Consider the following 20,266-nt stretch of genomic DNA (forward strand, 5'->3'; position numbering starts at 1 on the left):
TAACACCCAAACCTTTTCTTTTTTATTGAATTTAGTCGATACCGATTTCGTTACGAACAACATCAGCAATAGTATTTACATAGTATTCAACTTCTTCATCAGTTGGCGCTTCAGCCATAACGCGAAGAAGTGGTTCAGTACCACTTGGGCGAACCAAGATACGACCGTTTCCATTCATTTCTTCTTCCATCTTGCTGATGATTTCAGCGATAGCTGGCACTTCCATCGCTTTGCTCTTCATGCTATTTTCAACACGAACGTTAACTAATTTTTGTGGGTAGATAGTCACTTCAGCAGCTAATTCAGAAAGTGGTTTACCAGTTTCTTTCATAACTTTAACCAACTGAATACCAGTCAATTGACCGTCACCTGTTGTGTTGTAGTCCATGATAATAACGTGACCTGATTGTTCACCACCAAGATTGTAACCAGATTTACGCATTTCTTCAACAACATAGCGGTCACCAACAGCTGTGATAGCTTTGTTAATCCCTTCGCGGTCAAGCGCTTTGTGGAAACCAAGGTTAGACATAACAGTTGTTACGATTGTGTTGTGAGCCAATTGACCACGTTCAGAAAGGTACTTACCAATGATGTACATTACTTTGTCACCATCAACAATTTCACCATTTTCATCAACGGCAATCAAACGGTCGCTATCACCATCAAAAGCAAGACCAACTGCAGCACCTGATTCTTTAACAAGTTCTTGCAATTGTTCTGGGTGAGTTGATCCTACACCATCATTGATGTTAAGACCATCTGGATTTTCACCGATAACTGTAATATCAGCATCCAGATCTAGGAAAATATCACGTGCAGATACAGATGCTGAACCGTTTGCTGTATCAAGAGCAACTTTCATTCCTTCTAAGCTAATACCTGTTGATACAAGGAATTTTTCGTATTTACGAAGACCTTCTGGATAATCAACAAGTGTTCCAAGACCTTCAGCTGAAGGGCGTGGAAGGGTATCTTCTGGTGCATCAAGAAGAGCTTCAATTTCCAATTCTTGATCATCAGCCAATTTGAATCCATCACCACCGAAGAATTTAATACCATTATCTTGAGCAGGGTTGTGACTAGCAGAAATCATAACACCAGCGCTAGCTTTTTCAGTACGAACAAGATAAGACACACCTGGAGTTGCTAAAACACCAAGTTTGTAAACTTCAATACCAACTGAAAGAAGTCCAGCTACCAAAGCTGATTCAAGCATTTCACCTGAAATTCGAGTATCGCGTGCTACAAATACTTTTGGACGTCCTGTTTCATGCTGACTAAGAACATAGCCACCAAAGCGTCCTAATTTGAAAGCTAACTCAGGGGTCAACTCAACATTTGCTTCTCCACGAACACCATCTGTTCCAAAATATTTTCCCATTATTTTTTTAGCGAAAAATTCGCTTCCTCCATTACTAATATTCATTTCCTAAGGGCAAGAAATTTGCTTGCCCAGTATTCTTTAATATATAGTCCTAGCTATTATGAACTATTTTTTTGTCACTGTCAACTGTACCGTCACTACAGAAGGCTCTACTGCCACGTTATCTGCTGTTAAGTTGACACTCAAATTGGTATCTTTTGTCACATTTGAGACATCGACATTAGCAACCACCTCATTAACAGCGTTAAGGGCATCTTGGCTACCAGCAATCGTCACTTGGTCTTGACTGAGACTATAAGAGATATTTGATAGCTTATCATTCATTTTCCCAGTCATCTTAACAGTCACAGGAACGGTTTTGGTCAATCTCTTAACTGTCACTTCAAGTCGAGCTTTTGACGGGTTAATCGCACTAGCAAGAATTGTGCCATCTGAGGCAACAGCTTGTAGGGCTACTCGTCCATTGTAATTGCCATTTAAAACTTCATTTTCAGGCAGTTTAGCAACCACATGATCGATTTGATCAATGATTGATTCTGCACTTGTGACTTCAACTTCAGATATGTCTGTTGACACTTTCTTCAGCTCATAGCCTTTGGCGATTTGATTATCATCAATGACGCCTTGAACATCAAATGTTTTGGTTTTCTTTTTGCCAATAGTCACTGAGATATTATTAGGTGAAGCTGTCGCTGTAACACCTGATGGCAAATTAGTCACCTTAAGAGGCACTGTTTGAGTCCCTTCACCTAAATTTGACAAGTCAGCAACAACCTTGAAACTTCTCGTGTCATTATTGATTTCAGAGTCCAATTTAACACGGTTGATTGATGTTAAGTAAACTTCTGTTTCATACGAATAACCACTGATAAAATACTTATCACTATCGTATTTGATATCGATAGGGACATTTGTTAGGGTGTGGGTGAAGGTCTCTGTTGCGCCAGATACCTGCGACCCAACATGCGTATAATTACTTGTTGTGGCAGTCAAAAATAGGAGAATAGAAAAGATAATGGACACAATAACCAACCAGAATTGACTATTGAAAAACTTTTTCATTTTTTCTTCCTCCAAAATTTTTGATACCAGTGGTCTTCTTCCTCAACTTTTGTAATTAAATGTGTGCGAAGAATCGCTTCAAAATTCTCTTTGGTCAAATCATGCAAAAACTCACCTTTTGAAGTAATTGAAATACCACCAGTCTCTTCTGACACAACAATTGTAAGAGCATCTGAGTTTTCTGAAAGTCCAATAGCTGCGCGGTGACGTGTTCCGAATTCTTTTGAAATGGCCATTGACTCAGACAAAGGAAGATAAGAACAAGCTGTCGCGATTTTATTACCACTAATGATTACCGCACCATCATGCAAAGGTGTGTTTGGGATGAAGATATTAATCAACAATTGACTTGAAATATCAGCATCCAAAGGAATCCCTGTAGAAATATACTCTTGCAATGTTTGCGTGCGCTCGATAGAAATCAAAGCACCAATTTTACGAGGGCTCATGTAAGCAACTGATTTTACCAAGGCTTCAACCAGTTTTTCTTCGTCACTAACTTGTTGCGTTTGTGAAAAAACTTGCGTCGAACGACCAAATTTTTCAAGACCAGAACGAATCTCAGGAGCAAAGATAACAACACACGCGATAACACCGTATGTGATAACTTGATTCATCAAATAAGTGATGGTCGTAAAGCCAATCCACTCAGCGACAAATTTCAAAATGATAAAGAAGACAACACCTTGAATCAAGGACATAATCTTCGTGCCAGCTAAGGCTTTTATTAAACGATAAATAAAATATGCTACGATTAAAATATCTAACAAATGAACAACAATAGTCCATGGATTTTCAACTAAAGTTGCCCAAAATTTAGCATCAATAGCCGCTAAATTACTCATACATACATCTCTTTTCTCTAACTAAATAAAACTACCTTTCTATTATACCACTTTTAAAACAGATTTTCTTTATTCGAATATTCCTTTTTGTGGTACAATATTCCTATGAAAGTAAACACATTAATGGGAATTACGGCTGGTAAAGCAGCTCACGCCATTCTTTCAAAAATGGGACGTGGCTCAACCTTGCCTGGAAAAATCGCCCTCAAATTCGACAAAGACATTTTAGATACAATTGCCAAAGATTATGAGATTGTTGTTGTCACTGGTACAAACGGTAAAACCCTCACGACTGCTTTGACAGTAGGCATTTTGCGTGAGGCTTTCGGTGAAATCGTGACAAACCCTAGTGGAGCTAACATGATTACCGGAATCACATCAACTTTCTTGACAGCTAAAAGAGCTAAATCTGGAAAAAAAATCGCTGTGCTAGAAATTGATGAAGCAAGCCTTCCAAAAATCACAGAATACATCACTCCAAGTCTTTTTGTCTTCACAAATATTTTTCGTGACCAAATGGACCGTTATGGTGAAATCTATACAACTTATCAAATGATTTTGGATGGTGCAGCAAAAGCCCCAAATGCAACTATCCTAGCTAATGGAGACAGCCCGCTCTTCAATTCAACAAACGTCATCAATCCAGTCAAATACTATGGTTTTGATACTGAAAAGCATGCACCAGAATTAGCTCACTACAACACTGAAGGTATTTTGTGCCCACAATGCCAAAGCATCTTGAAATACAAGCTTAACACTTACGCTAACCTTGGTGATTACGTTTGTGAAAATTGCGGTTTCCACCGTCCAAAACTTGATTATGCTTTGACAGACTTGACAAAAATCACGAATACTACATCTGAATTTGTCATTGATGGGCAAGATTACAAGATTAACGTCGGTGGTCTTTACAATATCTATAACGCCCTTGCAGCCGTGTCTGTAGCTGAGTTCTTTGGAGTTTCTCCTGAAAAAATCAAAGCTGGTTTTGACAAGAGCCGTGCAGTCTTTGGACGTCAAGAAACCTTCAAAATCGGTGATAAGTCTTGTACTTTGGTTCTTATCAAAAACCCAGTTGGTGCTAGCCAAGCTCTTGATATGATTAAATTGGCTCCATATCCATTTACACTATCAGTTCTACTCAATGCCAACTACGCTGACGGAATTGATACTAGCTGGATTTGGGATGCTAACTTTGAATCTATCTTAGGCATGGATATCCCACAAGCCTTTGCTGGAGGCGTGCGCCACTCTGAAATTGCACGTCGCTTACGTGTGACAGGTTATGATGAAGATAAAATTACAGAAGCTGAAAGCTTAGAAGATATCATGGCTTTGATTGAAGCTCAACCAACTGACCATGCTTACATCTTAGCGACTTACACAGCTATGCTTCAATTCCGCGAAATCTTAGCAAGTCGTCACGCTGTTGGAAAGGAGATGAACTAAAATGACTTATACTTCACTACAATCTCCTGCAAATAAAGAATATCAATACGAATTAAACGTTGCTCACCTTTATGGAAATCTTATGAATACCTACGGTGACAATGGTAATATTCTCATGATGAAATACGTCGGTGAAAAGCTAGGTGCTAAAATGACCTTTGATATCGTGTCACTTGGTGATAGCTTTGATGCCAATTACTATGATATGGCTTTCTTTGGTGGCGGACAAGATTACGAACAATCAATCGTCGCTAAAGACCTACCAGGCAAAAAAGAATCTATCGCTGATTTCATCAACAAAGACAAAGTTATGCTTGCAATCTGTGGTGGTTTCCAACTTCTAGGTCAATACTACGTCCAAGCAAACGGTGAAAAAATCGATGGTCTTGGGGTTATGGGACACTATACCCTTAGTCAAAATAATAATCGTTTTATCGGTGATATCAAAATTCACAATGATGAATTTAACGAAACTTATTACGGTTTTGAAAATCACCAAGGACGTACTTTCCTTTCAGAAGATGAAAAACCACTTGGAACATGTGTTTACGGAAACGGTAATAATAAAGAAGACGGTACTGAAGGCGTTCATTACAAAAACGTCTACGGTAGCTACTTCCACGGACCAATTCTTTCACGTAATGCTAACCTGGCTTATCGCCTCGTAACCACAGCTTTGAAGAACAAATACGGCTCTAGTATTGCACTACCAAGTTATAACGACATTCTTTCAAAAGAAGTTGCCGAAGAATATGCTGATACTAAGAGCAAAGCTGAATTTGAAAAATAAGATTTTACAAAAAATGCTTGAAGAAAATTTCTTCAAGCATTTTTATAATCTCTTTTGTGTTCACTTAACCAAGCTATCTTATCGACAATATGTCAATACACTTTTTAAAAGCACAAAAAAACCTTAGCCTAAGCTAAGGTTTTTACCTTAATATAATCAGAGATTATTTTTTAAGGTTGTAGAATGATTTCAATCCACGGTATTTTACCAGTAAGTAAAATAGTACGTATATAATAGTAGAAAAACTCTAAAAACAAGGGTATATACGACTGAAAGTTTTACAGTTTTTCAAGGTAAAAATACAAAAGTTTTAAACTTATGCCCCTTTTTTGCCCCCTTGTTTTGATTTTCCTTATAACCACAATTTTGTAATAAGTCCGTTATAACGGCACTAAAAAAACCCCTAACCAAAAGGCTAGGGGTGTTAAAGTGTCTATTTAATTTTAAGTGTTTGTCCTGCGTAAATCAAGTTTGGATTAGCTAGACCGTTTAGTGCTGCGATTGCTTGGTAGCTAGTGCCATAACGGCTAGCGATTGCTGATAGGTTATCGCCTGCACGAACAGTGTAGTAAACCGAACCAGTATTTGCTGAACCGTTAACACGCAAGGTTTGCCCGACGTAGATAAGATTTGGATTGCTTAATCCGTTGAGACTTGCTAAGGCTTGGTAGCTAGTGCCGAATTTAGCAGCAATACCAGATAATGTGTCACCGCTTTGAACTGTGTATGTACCAGTTGCTGGTGCTTGAGCTGGTACAGATGATACTGAGATAATTTCAACGTCTGCCTTATTGATCCATGAATTGATACCAGCTAGCAATACACGACTGCCAGACACTTGCGCTACGTCGTATGTACGACCTTTAACCCAGGTTGGAATACCTTGACCAGTAGCCCAGCTTCCAGCGCTAAATTTAACTTTTACTTGGTTGCCGTTAGCAATGTCAGATTTTGGCGTATTGTCCGCTTGTTGACCTTGACTAATAGCTGGTGTGTTAGTTTTAGGATTATCATGCTTAGTGTAGCCATTATCAGTGATGCCTGTTAAATCAACGTTGCCGTCCAAGCCGCCAGCTATATAAGTCGATGTGAATTGGTAAATTGCCACGCCGTCCATTGATGGAAAGACACGGTAATTTGGCGTTGGTGTCACCGCATAATTTGGATAGGCAGCCATCCACAAGCTGTTTGGAAACTCGCGAATGATTTGGTCCGCGTACACATTAGCGACTGTGTAAGGTTTGTATGAGTAGTACATAGGCGTATAGCCTGCAGCTTTAATCATGCGCATGCCGTGCAAAATTGCGTTAGTATTCGCTTGTTTATCTGCGCTAGCACCGCTTTCGTAATCAAGCGCCACGATTGAGCCTTTAGGTGTTTGAACCTGTGGCAAGAATGTATTTAATACTTGCTCACCAAGGATTGCATTCCCGCCAACTTGATACCAGATGTAAGTATGTGCGCGTTTGCCTTGCGCAATAGCTGACGCCACTTGTGTCTCGTAAGTGGTTTGACCGTACATACCGCCACCGTTTACGCCACCGATTTGGATAATAGCAAACTTATCATGGCCATAGCCAAAAATACCGTTTTGACCTTGATAACGTGACCAGTCAACGCCTTGGTCACCCACTGCAGCAAAAGCTGTAGACTGCAATAGTAAGCTAGTACTCAAAAGAGCGCCTGCTAAAAGTCGTTTAATCTTCATCGACATCTTCCTCCTTCAAATCAGACAAATTCGTGAGAACACAAACCAAGCCAGACAAAAGAGCGGTGGAAACCACCACTCTCCAATCGACTTGTGTAATTAACGTGCTAGCGCCGATGACGCCAACTGCTGACTGCGCCATAGTTTTCAAAACCTTGATTCCTAATTTTTCAAAATAACGTTTCATTTTTCAACCTCGCTTTCGAGACGTGCAATGCGTTCATCGACGTACCTGCTATGTTCCTCTAGCCTAAACGTGCGCTCAATGACGCTGTTGTGTTTATCGACCTGTTTTTTAAGCTCATTGATTTGATAATTGGTTAATTTGGTGCTCGTGATAATCCCGCCAAATGTGCCAACTAGGCTAGCAATCAATGAGAAAACTCCCGTTAAAATTTCTGCATGCATAATCTCCTCTCACTTCCTAAGCTGTTATTCAGCAGTAGTTTCTTCTGGCAATGTCCAGATTGGATTGCCGTCTTCATCAAATTGCATGATGTAGCATTTTGCATCAACATAATCAGCAATTGGCAAGCTGAGGATTGACCCGCCAAATTTAGAAATGCCGACAACTTTGCTAAATTCTTTTAATTGACGCTTGCCATTAATGACGACCGGTTTGCGTTCGTGCTCAATGTGCATATATAGGTCATAGTTTCCTGCGATGTAGCGAACGTATTCGCCGTTCTCAATCATGTAAGTCAAAGCTTGCGCTAAGCCAAATGGTTGAGTGATTTCATCTACATTAATAAGTTCTGTTGTCATAGTTTATTCTCCTTTTTTAAAATTAATAACTAAATACTAAAGTACCGCGATAGTTAACGTTAGCTTCCGCGTCCAGAATATGCAAGCTACCGTCTGAATTAAGTTGGATGTTCTTGTCTCGTGGCGTAATCGTCCACGCTTTCGCTGTCATCATGAGCGATTTCTTGGTAAATTCTTGCGGAATACCGCCAATCGTATGCGTGCCAGCACTGTTAAATGTCACGTCATAATTTACGAGCACCAAACGGCCTTGAATCATATACTCACACCCGCTAACACCTGTTGATGTCCAGTTCGTGTAGTTAGTCGCTTGAAAGTTTAAGTAGCCTGACGATGTCATTGTCAGACGTCGTTTGAGCTCACTGTCAATTTCAAAACGAATTACGCCGTAGTCTGGATCAGACAGACCATAGTGTAGGACGTTCTCGAGATTGTCGTTGTAATCAACAACCAGAAAACGAAGCTCACCAGATTGTAAAACTGCCAAAGGCATATCTGTCGGCGTTGTTTCGCTGCCATTTTTTCGTTGAATCGGGCCAGATGAAGCCAATCCATGATTGTCCATGTATAGACCTTGCCTATGCGCTGGACGGTTGAACGTGCCCCAGTTGTCAACTGAGCTGCTCGCAGTCTTGTTCTCTTGGAGCAAGAGCGAACCGCCTTTGATAGCACCTAAATTTGAATTAACTGCAGACAAATTGTTTACGTTTAGCTTGTTAGCTGTGACTGCGCCATCAACAATCATGTCAGCTGTCACCTGCATCTCGTCAGCGATGATTTTGACGTTGTTGGCGTTTTGCGCAATCATTGTCGCAAATTTATTTCCGTCAATAGTTTTCCCGACTTTTGTCACAAAGCCGTTATTATCAAGATTCAAACTTGCTGATTTGACGACTTCGCTGTCTAGCGTATTGACAGCTGTTTGTGCCGCATTAGCTTTTAAGACAGCACTGTTAGCAGTAGTTTGCGCATTATCTGCTTTGCTTGTCGCTGTCGAAATACCAGTTTGCAAATCAGTTTTGGCTGTGTTTAACTCTGTTTTAGTCGCAAGCAAGGTCATGCCGTCTGCAGTCTGCTGAATTTGACTAGATAGCGAGCTGATTTGACTTGCTGTGTCTTCGGGGGCTGCGCTGTAAGGTGTAGCGGTATTACCATATTCGACTTTGATTCCAGTTATCCAAGCTGTCCCGCTTTTTGTGCCTTCCAAATTAAAAACTAACGAGCCTTTTAGCTCGTCATAATTACTATTAGTGTAATTGTGAGTAAAGTGAACATATTGCCAGTCAGCTGTGCCTGTATAGCTTGCAAGCGTTGAATAATCTACGCCGCTGGTTTCCCCAGTCTCACTGTTGTGATAAGTAAAATTGTGTTTAAATACATTAAATTTATTCCAAGCATTCCCCCCTGGAACGACATCTTCGTATTTGATCCAAGCACTTAACGTTATCTCTCTAACCAATCTTGTGCTAAAGCTTGGCTCGATATTAAAATACATTTGTTTGCCGCTGTCTATGCGATAGCAAACTTTCTGACCAGTTATATGATTATCTGTCAGCTCTTCTTCCACGAAACTGCCTGCTGCTTTTGATTGTATCCAAAGATTTCGCGTATTGATGTCTGTTGGAATCTTACCTTCGACAGCGCTAACTGCACTTGTAATCTGACCAGGGACTGCTTCGACTTTCGTCTGCAAATTGCTTACATTGCCGTCAGTCGTTTGTAAACTACTTTGCAGACTGGCCACTGCTTGGTCGTTGCTTGCTTGATAACTAGCAAGATTAGCTGTAGTCGTGTTTGCTGCCGTCTGAACTTGTGACAGTGTTGCTTTCGTGCCAGACAAATCTGTTTCAATGGCACTTGTTCGCTGCGTAATGCTCGTGATGTCATCAGTATTGTCATCAACGGTCTTTGCCAGTTCTGTTACTGTCGTCTTCGTCCCATTTGCGGTTTCTTCAACGGTTGAAACACGACTGGTTAAATCTGCTTGTGCAGCAGCTTGTGCTTGTAATTGGCTTGCTGCGTTTGACAAACTGTTAGAAACGTTGGTTAAATCAGCACGCAATGAATCAGCTTTTGAGTCAATTTCGCTGATAGCTGCAGTGACGCCAGTCGTGTCTGCGTCAGCGCCTGCGATTGATAGGTTAACTGGCTGCGTAGTTTCAACAGAACCGTCTGAATAGTAAATGTACTCAAATTTCCAAAGATAACGCTGTTGCTGTGTCGGGACTAGTGTGGCTGTCGACCAGAGGTCTTCAGGCGCTGGCGACCAGTCGGTGGCGACATCCCCATATTCGACTTTGATACCCGTTACCCAAGCAGTCCCGCTTTTCGTGCCTTCCAAATTAAAAACTAACGAGCCTTTTAGCTCGTCATAATTACTATTAGTGTAATTGTGAGTAAAGTGAACATATTGCCAGTCAGCTGTGCCTGTATAGCTTGCAAGCGTTGAATAATCTACGCCGCTGGTTTCCCCAGTCTCACTGTTGTGATAAGTAAAATTGTGTTTAAATACATTAAATTTATTCCAAGCATTCCCCCCTGGAACGACATCTTCGTATTTGATCCAAGCACTTAACGTTATCTCTCTAACCAATCTTGTGCTAAAGCTTGGCTCGATATTAAAATACATTTGTTTGCCGCTGTCTATGCGATAGCAAACTTTCTGACCAGTTATATGATTATCTGTCAGCTCTTCTTCCACGAAACTGCCTGCTGCTTTCGATTGTATCCATAGATTTCGTTTGCCGTTGCTCGGAACATCGGGCACGTCAGCGCTATTCGTTAGTTTGTAAAACGTCTCCCTTCGTGTTTCCGCTCGCTCCAGCAGATTTGTTACTGTCAGTTGATTCTTTGCTATTAATTTGTTCATCTTCTACCTCGTCTTCAATCCATCTTTTGATTTCTGTCGAAATGCCGTATGTATTAAAAATAACGCGGATAGCCTCGGATTTTGTCATAACGGGAACGTCAATAATTTGACGTTGCTCTGCGATAACCACATCTGCTTTAATCATTGTTATTCCTCCTATTCCCAAACTTCGCAATTATATGTTGCCTTAGCGCTGATTTCACTTGCTGAAACTGTAATAGATTTACCAGTTTTGTATTGGTTGCCAGAACCGCCGAAACTAGTATTTAACACGCCATTTTTATCAAATTTGCTCCATTTGTAAGTTTTTGACGTGTCTGAACCACTTGCGTCAAGTTCTTCGCCATTTTGATAAAGTCGAGCTTTTAGCACTGTTGAGCCCTCTCCGTTTTTAAAAATGTTACCAGCGCTTGATTCGATAATTAACTGGATAGGGTCTGACATGTCGACGATTGTGCAGTTACCAGTCGATTTTTGGCCACTGTTGCCACCGCTAGACTTGTCAATACATACAACTTTATATGTCTGTGCGTCAACGACTGCTGCAGGTGTCACCGTCAAAATACCTTGGCTAGTTGTATTTGTTCCAGGCGCTACGTTTGGTGTTTGACCAGCTGTAGTGCTAGAGCATAGGTGCCAACCGATTCCGCCGTCACTATCATAGCCAGTTGATGAACTTCCAGCCACTGTTGTGTCCAAATAAAAGAATTTGAACTGTTTGTTATCGTTCGAAAGCGTGTTGCCTTTGTACAAGTCTGCGTTGACTGTTAGACTAGCAGGTAGATTGTTTCTAAACGTATTTCCGTTGCCAGCATACACATTCAAAACATTGCTATCTCTACCAATTTGAGTAACAAACAAATCTATTTGCGCATGGAATTGCACGTCGAGGTCTGTTACAGGGTCTTTCCAAGTTCCTGATGCTTCGAATCGTTTTGAACCTTTGCTAGGGTCGATGTTGACTTTAGTAGTTAAGTTTTCGTTATGTGTTCCAGATAGATATTGATTATCTGTGTTCGTTGTCGATGTGATTTCTGTTTTAGTCGCACCATCAACCACATACCATTTGACTTTACCGACGTTGTTCAAAATCGTTGCTGATGAGCCAGCTTTAGTAAGATTCAATGTCAACGTTTGAGCGCTTGATGCGTAAGACGGATTGTAAGACGCAGCTGTTTGATTGTAAAGCTGCGTTGTTGATTTGTTTGCTGTAATGAACGCACTGAGAACTGGTGCGTCTGAAAGGTCAACAACAGTGATTTGACCACTTGCTACTTTTACCATTTTAAAAATCTCCCTTAATTTCTTTTTCCTATATATTCAACGTCACAGAAAAAACTTGCTCTTCTGAACAAGTCTTCTTGCGTTAATTTAATTGTCTTTTGTGAGTACGAATGCGCTCGATTCCACAAGTCATCGGGTGTTTCGTCATCTTTGACTTTTGTCCATATGTAACTAAATTCAGTTCCATCTCTATCAATTTCTTGACCACCACGCCACAAAGTGGCTGTTAAATTCGTCGAGATGACACCATTTTTAAACACGTTGCCATTTGAAGCACGCACTTGCAATTCAATTGGTTCAACTAGATTGACGAGAGTCGCCTCGGTTTTAGCAACTTCTTTCCCGTCAATTAGTGCACTAACAAATAAAACGGCTTTGTCATTAATTGCATTGCCGTCAACTGTTAGCGAGTTTTGATTGCCGAACGTTTCACCCTCAACCGTCCATTGCCACTGACATTCGACATCTTTGCCAGCTTTTTCAAGTCTTGCGTCAATTGTGGTTTGGCCGTCGTAATTCTTAAAAGTCAAGCCGTTGTCGCTGTTAAGTCGAATTGTGTAGGGTGCAGCCTCTTCGGCCAATTTTTCGACTTGCTTCATGAGCGCATCTGCTGTTTGAGCAAACTTACGTTCAAAATTGATAAAGGTTGATTTAGTTACTTTTTCTTCCAGTATGTCTTCTTCAAGTTCTGATACTCGAGCTTGGACATAAAGACCTGGTTCAAAATGTTTATCATCAATTAATGTTTGGGTGTCACCAATGTCGGAATCAATGGCACCTTCAACATCGTATGTAATCTCAGGAACACTTTTCTTTTGGATTTCTCCGTACATGTAAGCCCAAAGAGCTTCTTTAGTCTCGTATTGCGTTTCGCCTAAATCTTCAACAATCCAGTTATCATTTGATTTTTTACCAACAGATGGAAAACGGTCGCGAGATTGGGGTGCATACACCGTCATACCACTCGAATAATAAAGTAATCGATTATTATCGTCATAAATCTTTTTATTAAGACCGTCGATAGTCAATCCATCTTTACCAGTGGCACGAATTGCCGTGCGGAGGTCCTTAATGTTGTCGCTATAATTGATTACCTTAAGTTCTTTCCCAACTCGTACAGGCTTACCTTTCCTATTCGAACCAAGGTTACCAGTTTTGTAAACATTTAGAATTTGACGCTTCAACGAATAATCTTGATTGAGTTCTGCAGCAAATTCAAGCTCTGCGCCAAAACTATTAGCAATCGAGAACAGTCTCGATAGGATTGTATCCGTTCCTGTCCATTCAAGCTTAATTCGCTTATCAGCTACTTCATTAACACCTAATTCCAACGAATGCTCTGGATCATAATAGGCGAGGTATTCCGCAAACGACATCGCTCTATCAGCCTTGTGAGTTCCACGCTTTTCATTGTTTAGTTCAAGACCTGCAGAATAAGCTTTAATTTCGACTTCATAAGCCTTCTTGCTGAAATCCATGATATTGAGCCAATAATCACGATTTTTATAGTGAAAAGCAAGTTTGCACCCCGAACGAATCGTGTCAATGTTTTTTGAATTGTATTTTAGAGTTAAGACACTTGCAGACCCCGCCAAAAACCTATGCAGATTAGCACTTTTATACTCAATCCCTGCAACATTATCAAAAAAACCGATGCTGTGAGCGTCGGTTGAATCGCGAATTGCAATACGTACATTTCCCATGATTAGACGTACACCTCCTTGATTGTTGCGGTGGCACTTTCAATTTCACCAAAACTTGAGATGTTGAGTTGAACTTTTGTTTTTCCTGGAGGAACTTTAAAATACTTCGTTCCAAGAATTTCATCATCTAAACGAATTTGCTTGTTAACTCGAATTTCACCAGCGCTTCCATCAATTTCAATCACTGCACCTGTTGGATAGCGGTTTGGGACATCTTTCCAGTAAGGTACGTGCAGCTCTTGAAATGTAAAATCGTTCAGATAATGGTGTGTCACGAATTGACGTACTGAACTATCTGAGCCTGCATAATTACCAACAAAAAATTGAATTCGCTTTGCCTTCTTTCCGTTTAATTGACTGGCCGAAAATGGATAATAACCACCATTGTAGAAGAATTGAACACGGTCTTTCTCTTTGACAAGGTCGAACATATTGCTACCTTGTATGCGTGAGTTATTCCCGTATGGGTTTGGCGGAATCCACAAACTTGGCGTCAAATCAAATTCTCGTTTGACAATGCTACCTCCAGCTCCGTCACCAAGCAAAAATCTGATAGCAGCCTTATTTTGAACACGATTGTTCTTTTCTATGGCCATACCAGCCAAAAGATGATTTTGTTCGTCAATGACCGCTAAACACCACTCGCCGTTTTGTGTTTCAAAACCAGTTTCAAACCAGGCCCTTGCCCAGATATACCACTGTTCAACTGGCGTTTCTAATATATACTCTTTACATGCGCCATACCCAAATGCACCCGCTGTTCCGCTTGTTGGAAAGCTTGCTGGCATAGTACCCAAACGCCCACCGAGCTCGCTATCGTATCCCATCTGAGTGGTTACAATTTTGTTTGGATTTTCGTAGAATGTTGTCCCATCAACCCAGTTGGCAAAGTCGCCTTTTTGATTTGATAGCAGAGTGACGTTCTTGCGGTCAATATAACCATCTTCTTCGTCATATTTCCCATATTGCAGTAAACCGTACGGGCTAGTTACTGCAATAAACCCAGATTCTTTTTTAAGCTTGATTTCATAATCAACAGTGACTTCTTCGCTACCATCATTAATAATCTCAGCTTCAAAAATTCCTGAATCATTCTTTTCGAATTCAAACGTCCTTGTATAAGTAGCATGAGCAAGACCGTCTGGAACGATAAATTTGATAGTCCCTTTACCGCTTAACCTATATTCACTAAAATTCAAATCACCACTTGGAATTGCATAGAATACACGATTAGGATAAATATCAAATGTCAATTCTTTTGGCTCTTTTACATTAAGCGCCGATTGAAGGAAATCATAACCTTCACTACTTTCATATTCAACATAAAAAGGTATTGATATCGTTTTATGTTTTCTACGGGTGTAATTAAACTCGGAACCACTTAAAATTGTATTCTCCGTAATTTGAGGGTCAAAATCAGCGCCTTTCCATAAACTGAAGCCTTCCAAAACTGTAATATACTGTGTAAGTTCTACACCGTTAAAAGTCACTTTTACCAAAGGCTACCACCCCCTTCCATTAACTGCATCTAAGATTGAATCCATAGCGCTTTGTTCGTCTGCAATTGGTTTTGCCAAAATCTTCGCTATAGTTTCCTTATCAAGTTCGACGTGCACTACAACTGGACGACTAGCAAGTTTATCAATTGTTCCCAACGCTTGAACATCGTAATTACCTGCAGATTGCACTGCAAATGGGCTTGCTGCCATCATTGGCGGAAACTTCGGATTATCATCAACATCTATTGTTAAGACGTTGCTTTCAAATTCTTCAGCTATTGCACCAGCCATGCCAGAAACAGTTGATTGAACTGTTTTGAATTGTTCATGCAATCCTTGATTCAAACCTTGCATGATGGCTTGACCTGCAGGCCTCAAAAGCACTCGGTCATAGCTAATAGGCCCTTTGTGTTTTTTAATCCAATCGGCAATGCCACCTACGAAATTTTGAACTGCTCCCCAAGCTGATTTTAATCCACCAAGAAAGCCATTCATGATTGCTGCACCAGCACCAGAAAGATTAATATGTGCCAAACTATTGAAGGTGTTTTTAACACCGTTGATAACGCCATTAACCGAGCTTGAAACAGCCGAAACGCCACTACCAAATGATGAGAAAACTCCTTTAGCAGTATTGATCGCACCGCCAATTGCTGATGCAACTGTTCGAATAACACTACCCAAGGCGTTCCATGCTGCAGAAACTACATTTCTTACAACTCCCGCTGCACTTCCTGCACTACTAAACATTGATTTGATAAACTCAATAACACTACCGATTATATTTCCAGCTGAAGAAACAGCGTTTTGAATATTAGACCAAGCTGACTTCAAAATACCGCTTAAACCTTCGCCTACAGCACCTAGACCACCAAACATACCAACAACAGTACCAACCCATTGAGCTACAGTACTGATTGCAGGTGACAATGATATGAATGCATTAACGATTGCTTGAATGATTGGTGTTAAGAATTCGATAACTGTCTTCATTGCATCAAATGCAAAACTGATGCCTGTCAAAACACCAGAAAAGACACCGCCAAGATATGAACCAATAACTTGAAAAGCTGGCGTTAAAGCACTAGCCAAGATGCTGATTAATGGTTGTGCTGCGTTCCACAATGCGACAAAAGATTGAACCACTTGGTCGATAGCTGGCCCTGCAATTGTCATAAATTGTTCGAACCCAGCTTGTAGAGCAGGTAATATTGCTTCAATCAGGGCTTTAACCCCACTGAAATCCATTTGAGTAAAACCATTGACTAACGTTTGAATAACAGGTTGTACTGCGCTAACAACAGATTGAAATAATGCAGGCAATTGCCCGAAAGCTGTCTTCAATCCATCAATAACAGGTTGAACCGTTGCTTGCATTTGAGAGAAGCTAGACGATATGCCTGCAGCCATTCCAGATAAATCAATATTGACACCTAAATTAGAGAACAACCCCTGCAAATTTTGTTGCAATTTAGGTGCTGCAGCTGAAATTAAAGTCCCGATTGCGCTTGGTAAACCAGAGAACACTCGACCTACCATTGGTATGAAATTGCTGAACAAGAATGTTGAAGTTGTTTCTGCAAGTCCTTGAAGCGAAGGTGTAATATCAAGCTCGCCATCAGCTATATTACCGATAACGTCTTGCCAAGCTGCCTTCATGGAATTGAATGAACCTTCAATTGTAGTTGATGCTTCTCGAGCTGTCGTACCAGTAATGCCCAAGCTATCTTGTACTGCATGGATAGCTTTAACAGTATCTGCAAAGTCACCGACAGTATAATGTTCACCAGTCAACTTTTCAGCGTCTTTCATCAAGCGCTGCATTTCTGATTTAGTACCGCCGTAACCTAATTTAAGGTTGTCCAGCATAGCATAGTTACCGCGAGCGAGTGACTGATAGGTTTGTGTGATGGAATCCATATCTGTACCCATTTTGTTCGCGTTGTCGCTCATATCTGTCATTGCCATATTGGCTAGTTCTGCAGCTTTAGCAGTGTCACCACCAAGCGAACTAATCAAACTAGCAGAGAACGATGTGACGTTCTCCATGTAGGCATTAGCTGACATACCAGCAGATTTATATGATTGTTGAGCATAATTCAAAACCGTTTGTGCGGAATCTTTGAAAAGTGTTTGAATACCACCGATGGATTGTTGTAGCGCTCCACCTTCAGTGATTGAAGAAGCAAACACCTTGCCAATTCCTGCAGCAGCAATAGCGCTAGTTGCAGTTTTGATAAGCGTGGAACTTAAGTTAGATCCAGCAGTTTTACCCGCAGATGTTGCTTCTGGTGAAATAGCACCAGTAATCGAACCGCTAATACCTTTCGCAGATGGAATGATTTGGACATAAGCTTTACCTAATTCAGTTGCCATTGTTTACCTCCAAATCTTTCAAAATTCGTGTTCTAGCTTTTTCAAATTCCTCACCAGATGCAAAAACAGCCTCTTCACGCTCTTTTGGCCTGCTAGTCAAAGTTTCAACTAACGACTTAGGAACATTGCGCCCTTCGTGGCCATCTTTTGTGTTTTGCCAAGCCAGAACCCCAACTCTATCAGTAATACTTGCAAGCAATAAAGTTTTTAAAGGGATTTTTTGACCTGACATCTTCATTTTGATTCGAGAATCATCACGTAAACCTACAGAAAAAACAGCCACCAAATCTGCTGGTAGCTGTCTGTAATTGTATATGTGATAAGTCTCTGCTAAATCACAAATCAGAGCATCTTCATCTGTTTTTATCATGCTAGCGAGGATTGCTAGTTTTTTACTTGGGTGTTTCCAAAAATATCTTTGATTTCTTGAACCATTTTTTCGATCGGAACAATTCCATCTTCGTCACGGACATGGTCTTTCAAAGCTTTTACTTGGTCTCCAAGTAACATTTTCAAAATTTTAGGCATTAATAGCTCATTTTCATCAACTTCGCTAATTAATTCAACAAATTCATAGTTTTTTAACTGTTTTTCATCGATTTCAAATTTAAAACCAGATGATGTTGTACCTTTAATCATAAATTACCCTTCTCCTCCTGCTGCAGCTTGACGAATAATATATTCATAGTGCGTGTTGCCATTTTCGTCTGGATAACATGCTACTGTTGTTTCGTAGCCGACATTGTCCGCATGCCCATACTTAATTTCGCCAACTTCAGTAACTTTCGCATTTGGCAAGACAATACGTTTTAATGCGTTTCCCTTAAGAACTGTGTCAATAACAATCGAATGAGGTTCTAACTCATTTGCGTTTGATTTGATAGTGATACCTGTTTCAAGAGTTCCTGTTACATTGTCTCCGCCGTAAACTTCTTTGAGAACATCAACGTTCAAAGCTTCGATAAGCGTATATTTGAAAGTGTCTTTCTTTTCTTTTTGAACAGAATTAACGACACTTCCGCCCCAAGCTTGAATGTCGTCACTTGAACGTTCATCAGAATTGGTTACACCATCATCTGAAACAAAGCCAAGGTTCTTAAATGCTGCGTTTAGAGCAGTCGTTGCATCAGTTGGCAACGCAGTTCCCAAAGGTGCACTAAAAATACCACCGCCGACTTTAGGTTTTGCGGAAGTTACGTTACTTGCATTATTTGTCCCCATTATTTTCTCCTTTAACAATAATTAATATCAAACACCGCTTGATAGCGATATTGTTTAGTTTCTGCATCAGTAAAATTGTAATCACTGTTGAGGGTAACGCCAGAAACGTTAGTGACCTCAACAAGATTACTCATTACCGTTTTAACCTCTTCATTAAGCAGTGCAGCTTCGTACAACGAATCAGCATAGCTTTGGACAGCAATCGTAGCTCTTTTTAATTGATTCAAACTACTGCCACCCGTTTTTTCAAAAATAACGAATTTACCTGTTAGTTTTCGTTCTTTTTCTAGCAAAACAGGTACTTCAAGACGACTGTCCAAAAATTGTTTTAAAATCAATTCAATCACTTGCTCACCGCCTTCAAAAGAGTATTATTTTTCAAGTTATCTCTTTTAGCTTTAAAACTGCTGGCTGTTATCATTGCATTTGCACGATTTCGCCCGACATAAACATCTTGTTCGTAACCGTCACCGCATTTATTACGTATGCGACCAGCTTCTTCTGTTAAAATTCCTTGCATAGCACTTGACTTCATTAATTCGGCAACGCCTGCTCGATTAAGCTCAAATTTAATTTTACTCATATCGTTCAACCCTTACCTTTCTATTCCAGTCAAGTGGAATTAAATCAGGAATTCCTTCTAACGGAATACCAACAGTGTGCCAAGTTCGGCCAAAAAATCTAACTTTCTTATCAATCCAGTCATTTGTATCATCTTTTGGAATTGCAAGAGTATATTCAATCTTCTTACCGTCAAGATTAAGCTGGTTAGTAACATCATCTGTTGAAGCTGGTGCTACTAGCACATTTTCAACATCAATCTCACTTTCCACAACTATCTCTTTTCCAAACGGGTCTTTTCTTGTGACTGTTTCACCAACAAGTGTGATTGTAATACCTTTTAATCTACTCATAAAAGTCAATCACCCCATAACGTTGACGTTTAAGACCTAAACGTTTCAATTCACTTTCTTTGATAAACAGGCCACCGCCAGGAACTAAAAAAGAGCCACTGTAGGAATATCCTAGGGCGCTTTCTGTCATCTGCGTCATTGGTTCTTGGTCGGTAGATGTCATCAAAGTTCGTGCTACTACGTCGACAGTTACAGATTTTAGTACATTAGCAAAAGCAACACTGTCCGCTGCTTGCTGATCTAAATCTTTGCCAACTTTCTCACCCTCAAAGCGAAGAGAATCAGAAACAATTTCTAACAGTGCTTCTGCTCTCTCTACTTCTGCAGGTTTCAAACCGCGCCACAACCTTTCTAGGTCGGTAGTAGACGCAAAATTACTCATAAGCAACCTCCT

Annotated in this window: 22 protein-coding genes; 2 read left to right on the plus strand and 20 right to left on the minus strand. The window is 40.3% G+C overall.

Annotated features, from left to right (window positions below; all coding sequences use genetic code 11):
- Window positions 1–31: 31 nt before the first annotated feature.
- The 3 genes from glmM to cdaA all read right to left on the minus strand — a co-directional run bounded on the left by glmM (window position 32) and on the right by cdaA (window position 3,294).
- A complete protein-coding gene (gene glmM, locus GPZ88_RS00635) occupies window positions 32–1,384 on the minus strand; it encodes a phosphoglucosamine mutase (protein ID WP_157629191.1) in 1,353 nt (450 codons plus the stop codon).
- Window positions 1,385–1,492: 108 nt separating this feature from the next.
- Window positions 1,493–2,449, minus strand: coding sequence for a CdaR family protein (locus tag GPZ88_RS00640; RefSeq protein WP_074965186.1), 957 nt, complete (start codon window positions 2,447–2,449; stop codon window positions 1,493–1,495).
- A complete protein-coding gene (cdaA, locus tag GPZ88_RS00645; RefSeq protein WP_039696623.1) occupies window positions 2,446–3,294 on the minus strand; it encodes a diadenylate cyclase CdaA in 849 nt (282 codons plus the stop codon). The genes GPZ88_RS00640 and cdaA overlap by 4 nt, the downstream gene beginning before the upstream one ends.
- Window positions 3,295–3,399: 105 nt before the next feature.
- Between cdaA and murT the strand changes: the two genes are divergently transcribed.
- Window positions 3,400–4,743 (plus strand): lipid II isoglutaminyl synthase subunit MurT, encoded by a 1,344-nt coding sequence (murT, locus tag GPZ88_RS00650; protein ID WP_157629193.1) that lies wholly within the window; start codon window positions 3,400–3,402, stop codon window positions 4,741–4,743.
- A 1-nt stretch (window position 4,744) separates the two neighbouring features.
- The gene (gatD, locus tag GPZ88_RS00655) at window positions 4,745–5,533 is read left to right on the plus strand and encodes a lipid II isoglutaminyl synthase subunit GatD (RefSeq protein ID WP_006532638.1); all 789 of its coding nucleotides are present in this window, start codon (window positions 4,745–4,747) and stop codon (window positions 5,531–5,533) included.
- Window positions 5,534–5,966: 433 nt separating this feature from the next.
- Here gatD and GPZ88_RS00660 read toward each other — a convergent pair whose 3' ends face one another.
- The 17 genes from GPZ88_RS00660 to GPZ88_RS00740 form a co-directional block, all read right to left on the minus strand.
- Window positions 5,967–7,247 carry a LysM peptidoglycan-binding domain-containing protein gene (locus GPZ88_RS00660; protein ID WP_420825315.1) on the minus strand — a complete coding sequence of 427 codons (1,281 nt, stop codon included), beginning with the start codon at window positions 7,245–7,247 and terminating at the stop codon, window positions 5,967–5,969.
- Window positions 7,231–7,428, minus strand: coding sequence for a holin (locus tag GPZ88_RS00665; RefSeq protein ID WP_107374513.1), 198 nt, complete (start codon window positions 7,426–7,428; stop codon window positions 7,231–7,233). Before GPZ88_RS00665 ends, GPZ88_RS00660 begins: the two co-directional genes overlap by 17 nt.
- Complete coding sequence (locus tag GPZ88_RS00670) at window positions 7,425–7,649, minus strand: hypothetical protein (RefSeq protein ID WP_206282131.1); 225 nt, start codon at window positions 7,647–7,649, stop codon at window positions 7,425–7,427. Before GPZ88_RS00670 ends, GPZ88_RS00665 begins: the two co-directional genes overlap by 4 nt.
- A 24-nt stretch (window positions 7,650–7,673) precedes the next feature.
- A complete protein-coding gene (locus GPZ88_RS00675; RefSeq protein ID WP_166042926.1) occupies window positions 7,674–8,006 on the minus strand; it encodes a hypothetical protein in 333 nt (110 codons plus the stop codon).
- A 22-nt stretch (window positions 8,007–8,028) separates the two neighbouring features.
- Complete coding sequence (locus GPZ88_RS00680; protein ID WP_166042928.1) at window positions 8,029–10,707, minus strand: hypothetical protein; 2,679 nt, start codon at window positions 10,705–10,707, stop codon at window positions 8,029–8,031.
- 73 nt (window positions 10,708–10,780) lie between these two features.
- Window positions 10,781–11,020, minus strand: coding sequence for a hypothetical protein (locus GPZ88_RS00685; protein WP_166042929.1), 240 nt, complete (start codon window positions 11,018–11,020; stop codon window positions 10,781–10,783).
- An 11-nt stretch (window positions 11,021–11,031) separates the two neighbouring features.
- Window positions 11,032–12,159 carry a hypothetical protein gene (locus GPZ88_RS00690; protein WP_166042930.1) on the minus strand — a complete coding sequence of 376 codons (1,128 nt, stop codon included), beginning with the start codon at window positions 12,157–12,159 and terminating at the stop codon, window positions 11,032–11,034.
- Window positions 12,160–12,173: 14 nt separating this feature from the next.
- Window positions 12,174–13,862 (minus strand): phage tail spike protein, encoded by a 1,689-nt coding sequence (locus GPZ88_RS00695; RefSeq protein WP_166042932.1) that lies wholly within the window; start codon window positions 13,860–13,862, stop codon window positions 12,174–12,176.
- Window positions 13,863–13,864: 2 nt separating this feature from the next.
- Window positions 13,865–15,352, minus strand: a complete 1,488-nt coding sequence (locus tag GPZ88_RS00700; protein ID WP_240915113.1) for a distal tail protein Dit — start codon at window positions 15,350–15,352, stop codon at window positions 13,865–13,867.
- Between the two features lie 12 nt (window positions 15,353–15,364).
- Window positions 15,365–17,737, minus strand: coding sequence for a phage tail protein (locus GPZ88_RS00705; RefSeq protein ID WP_166042935.1), 2,373 nt, complete (start codon window positions 17,735–17,737; stop codon window positions 15,365–15,367).
- Complete coding sequence (locus GPZ88_RS00710) at window positions 17,727–18,107, minus strand: DUF5361 domain-containing protein (RefSeq protein ID WP_166042937.1); 381 nt, start codon at window positions 18,105–18,107, stop codon at window positions 17,727–17,729. Before GPZ88_RS00710 ends, GPZ88_RS00705 begins: the two co-directional genes overlap by 11 nt.
- Window positions 18,108–18,121: 14 nt before the next feature.
- The gene (locus GPZ88_RS00715; RefSeq protein WP_166042938.1) at window positions 18,122–18,376 is read right to left on the minus strand and encodes a hypothetical protein; all 255 of its coding nucleotides are present in this window, start codon (window positions 18,374–18,376) and stop codon (window positions 18,122–18,124) included.
- Between the two features lie 3 nt (window positions 18,377–18,379).
- Window positions 18,380–18,958, minus strand: coding sequence for a phage tail tube protein (locus tag GPZ88_RS00720; protein ID WP_166042940.1), 579 nt, complete (start codon window positions 18,956–18,958; stop codon window positions 18,380–18,382).
- 11 nt (window positions 18,959–18,969) lie between these two features.
- On the minus strand, window positions 18,970–19,305 hold the full coding sequence (locus GPZ88_RS00725) for a hypothetical protein (protein ID WP_166042942.1): 336 nt from the start codon (window positions 19,303–19,305) through the stop codon (window positions 18,970–18,972).
- The gene (locus GPZ88_RS00730; protein WP_166042944.1) at window positions 19,302–19,541 is read right to left on the minus strand and encodes a hypothetical protein; all 240 of its coding nucleotides are present in this window, start codon (window positions 19,539–19,541) and stop codon (window positions 19,302–19,304) included. Before GPZ88_RS00730 ends, GPZ88_RS00725 begins: the two co-directional genes overlap by 4 nt.
- The gene (locus GPZ88_RS00735) at window positions 19,534–19,872 is read right to left on the minus strand and encodes a hypothetical protein (RefSeq protein WP_166042946.1); all 339 of its coding nucleotides are present in this window, start codon (window positions 19,870–19,872) and stop codon (window positions 19,534–19,536) included. The genes GPZ88_RS00730 and GPZ88_RS00735 overlap by 8 nt, the downstream gene beginning before the upstream one ends.
- Window positions 19,865–20,254 carry a phage Gp19/Gp15/Gp42 family protein gene (locus GPZ88_RS00740; protein ID WP_166042948.1) on the minus strand — a complete coding sequence of 130 codons (390 nt, stop codon included), beginning with the start codon at window positions 20,252–20,254 and terminating at the stop codon, window positions 19,865–19,867. Before GPZ88_RS00740 ends, GPZ88_RS00735 begins: the two co-directional genes overlap by 8 nt.
- Window positions 20,255–20,266: the final 12 nt, after the last annotated feature.

The organism is Streptococcus ruminicola (assembly GCF_011387195.1).
In the GTDB taxonomy this organism is placed as follows: Bacteria; Bacillota; Bacilli; order Lactobacillales; family Streptococcaceae; genus Streptococcus; species Streptococcus ruminicola.

Excerpts from the sequence above, each read along its gene's own strand:
- glmM (WP_157629191.1), bottom strand. The coding sequence starts at position 1,384 with ATGGGAAAATATTTTGGAACAGATGGTGTTCGTGGAGAAGCAAATGTT.
- GPZ88_RS00640 (WP_074965186.1), bottom strand. The coding sequence starts at position 2,449 with ATGAAAAAGTTTTTCAATAGTCAATTCTGGTTGGTTATTGTGTCCATT.
- cdaA (WP_039696623.1), bottom strand. The coding sequence starts at position 3,294 with ATGAGTAATTTAGCGGCTATTGATGCTAAATTTTGGGCAACTTTAGTT.
- murT (WP_157629193.1), top strand. The coding sequence starts at position 3,400 with ATGAAAGTAAACACATTAATGGGAATTACGGCTGGTAAAGCAGCTCAC.
- gatD (WP_006532638.1), top strand. The coding sequence starts at position 4,745 with ATGACTTATACTTCACTACAATCTCCTGCAAATAAAGAATATCAATAC.
- GPZ88_RS00660 (WP_420825315.1), bottom strand. The coding sequence starts at position 7,247 with ATGTCGATGAAGATTAAACGACTTTTAGCAGGCGCTCTTTTGAGTACT.
- GPZ88_RS00665 (WP_107374513.1), bottom strand. The coding sequence starts at position 7,428 with ATGAAACGTTATTTTGAAAAATTAGGAATCAAGGTTTTGAAAACTATG.
- GPZ88_RS00670 (WP_206282131.1), bottom strand. The coding sequence starts at position 7,649 with ATGCATGCAGAAATTTTAACGGGAGTTTTCTCATTGATTGCTAGCCTA.
- GPZ88_RS00675 (WP_166042926.1), bottom strand. The coding sequence starts at position 8,006 with ATGACAACAGAACTTATTAATGTAGATGAAATCACTCAACCATTTGGC.
- GPZ88_RS00685 (WP_166042929.1), bottom strand. The coding sequence starts at position 11,020 with ATGATTAAAGCAGATGTGGTTATCGCAGAGCAACGTCAAATTATTGAC.
- GPZ88_RS00690 (WP_166042930.1), bottom strand. The coding sequence starts at position 12,159 with ATGGTAAAAGTAGCAAGTGGTCAAATCACTGTTGTTGACCTTTCAGAC.
- GPZ88_RS00695 (WP_166042932.1), bottom strand. The coding sequence starts at position 13,862 with ATGGGAAATGTACGTATTGCAATTCGCGATTCAACCGACGCTCACAGC.
- GPZ88_RS00705 (WP_166042935.1), bottom strand. The coding sequence starts at position 17,737 with ATGGCAACTGAATTAGGTAAAGCTTATGTCCAAATCATTCCATCTGCG.
- GPZ88_RS00710 (WP_166042937.1), bottom strand. The coding sequence starts at position 18,107 with ATGATAAAAACAGATGAAGATGCTCTGATTTGTGATTTAGCAGAGACT.
- GPZ88_RS00715 (WP_166042938.1), bottom strand. The coding sequence starts at position 18,376 with ATGATTAAAGGTACAACATCATCTGGTTTTAAATTTGAAATCGATGAA.
- GPZ88_RS00720 (WP_166042940.1), bottom strand. The coding sequence starts at position 18,958 with ATGGGGACAAATAATGCAAGTAACGTAACTTCCGCAAAACCTAAAGTC.
- GPZ88_RS00730 (WP_166042944.1), bottom strand. The coding sequence starts at position 19,541 with ATGAGTAAAATTAAATTTGAGCTTAATCGAGCAGGCGTTGCCGAATTA.
- GPZ88_RS00735 (WP_166042946.1), bottom strand. The coding sequence starts at position 19,872 with ATGAGTAGATTAAAAGGTATTACAATCACACTTGTTGGTGAAACAGTC.
- GPZ88_RS00740 (WP_166042948.1), bottom strand. The coding sequence starts at position 20,254 with ATGAGTAATTTTGCGTCTACTACCGACCTAGAAAGGTTGTGGCGCGGT.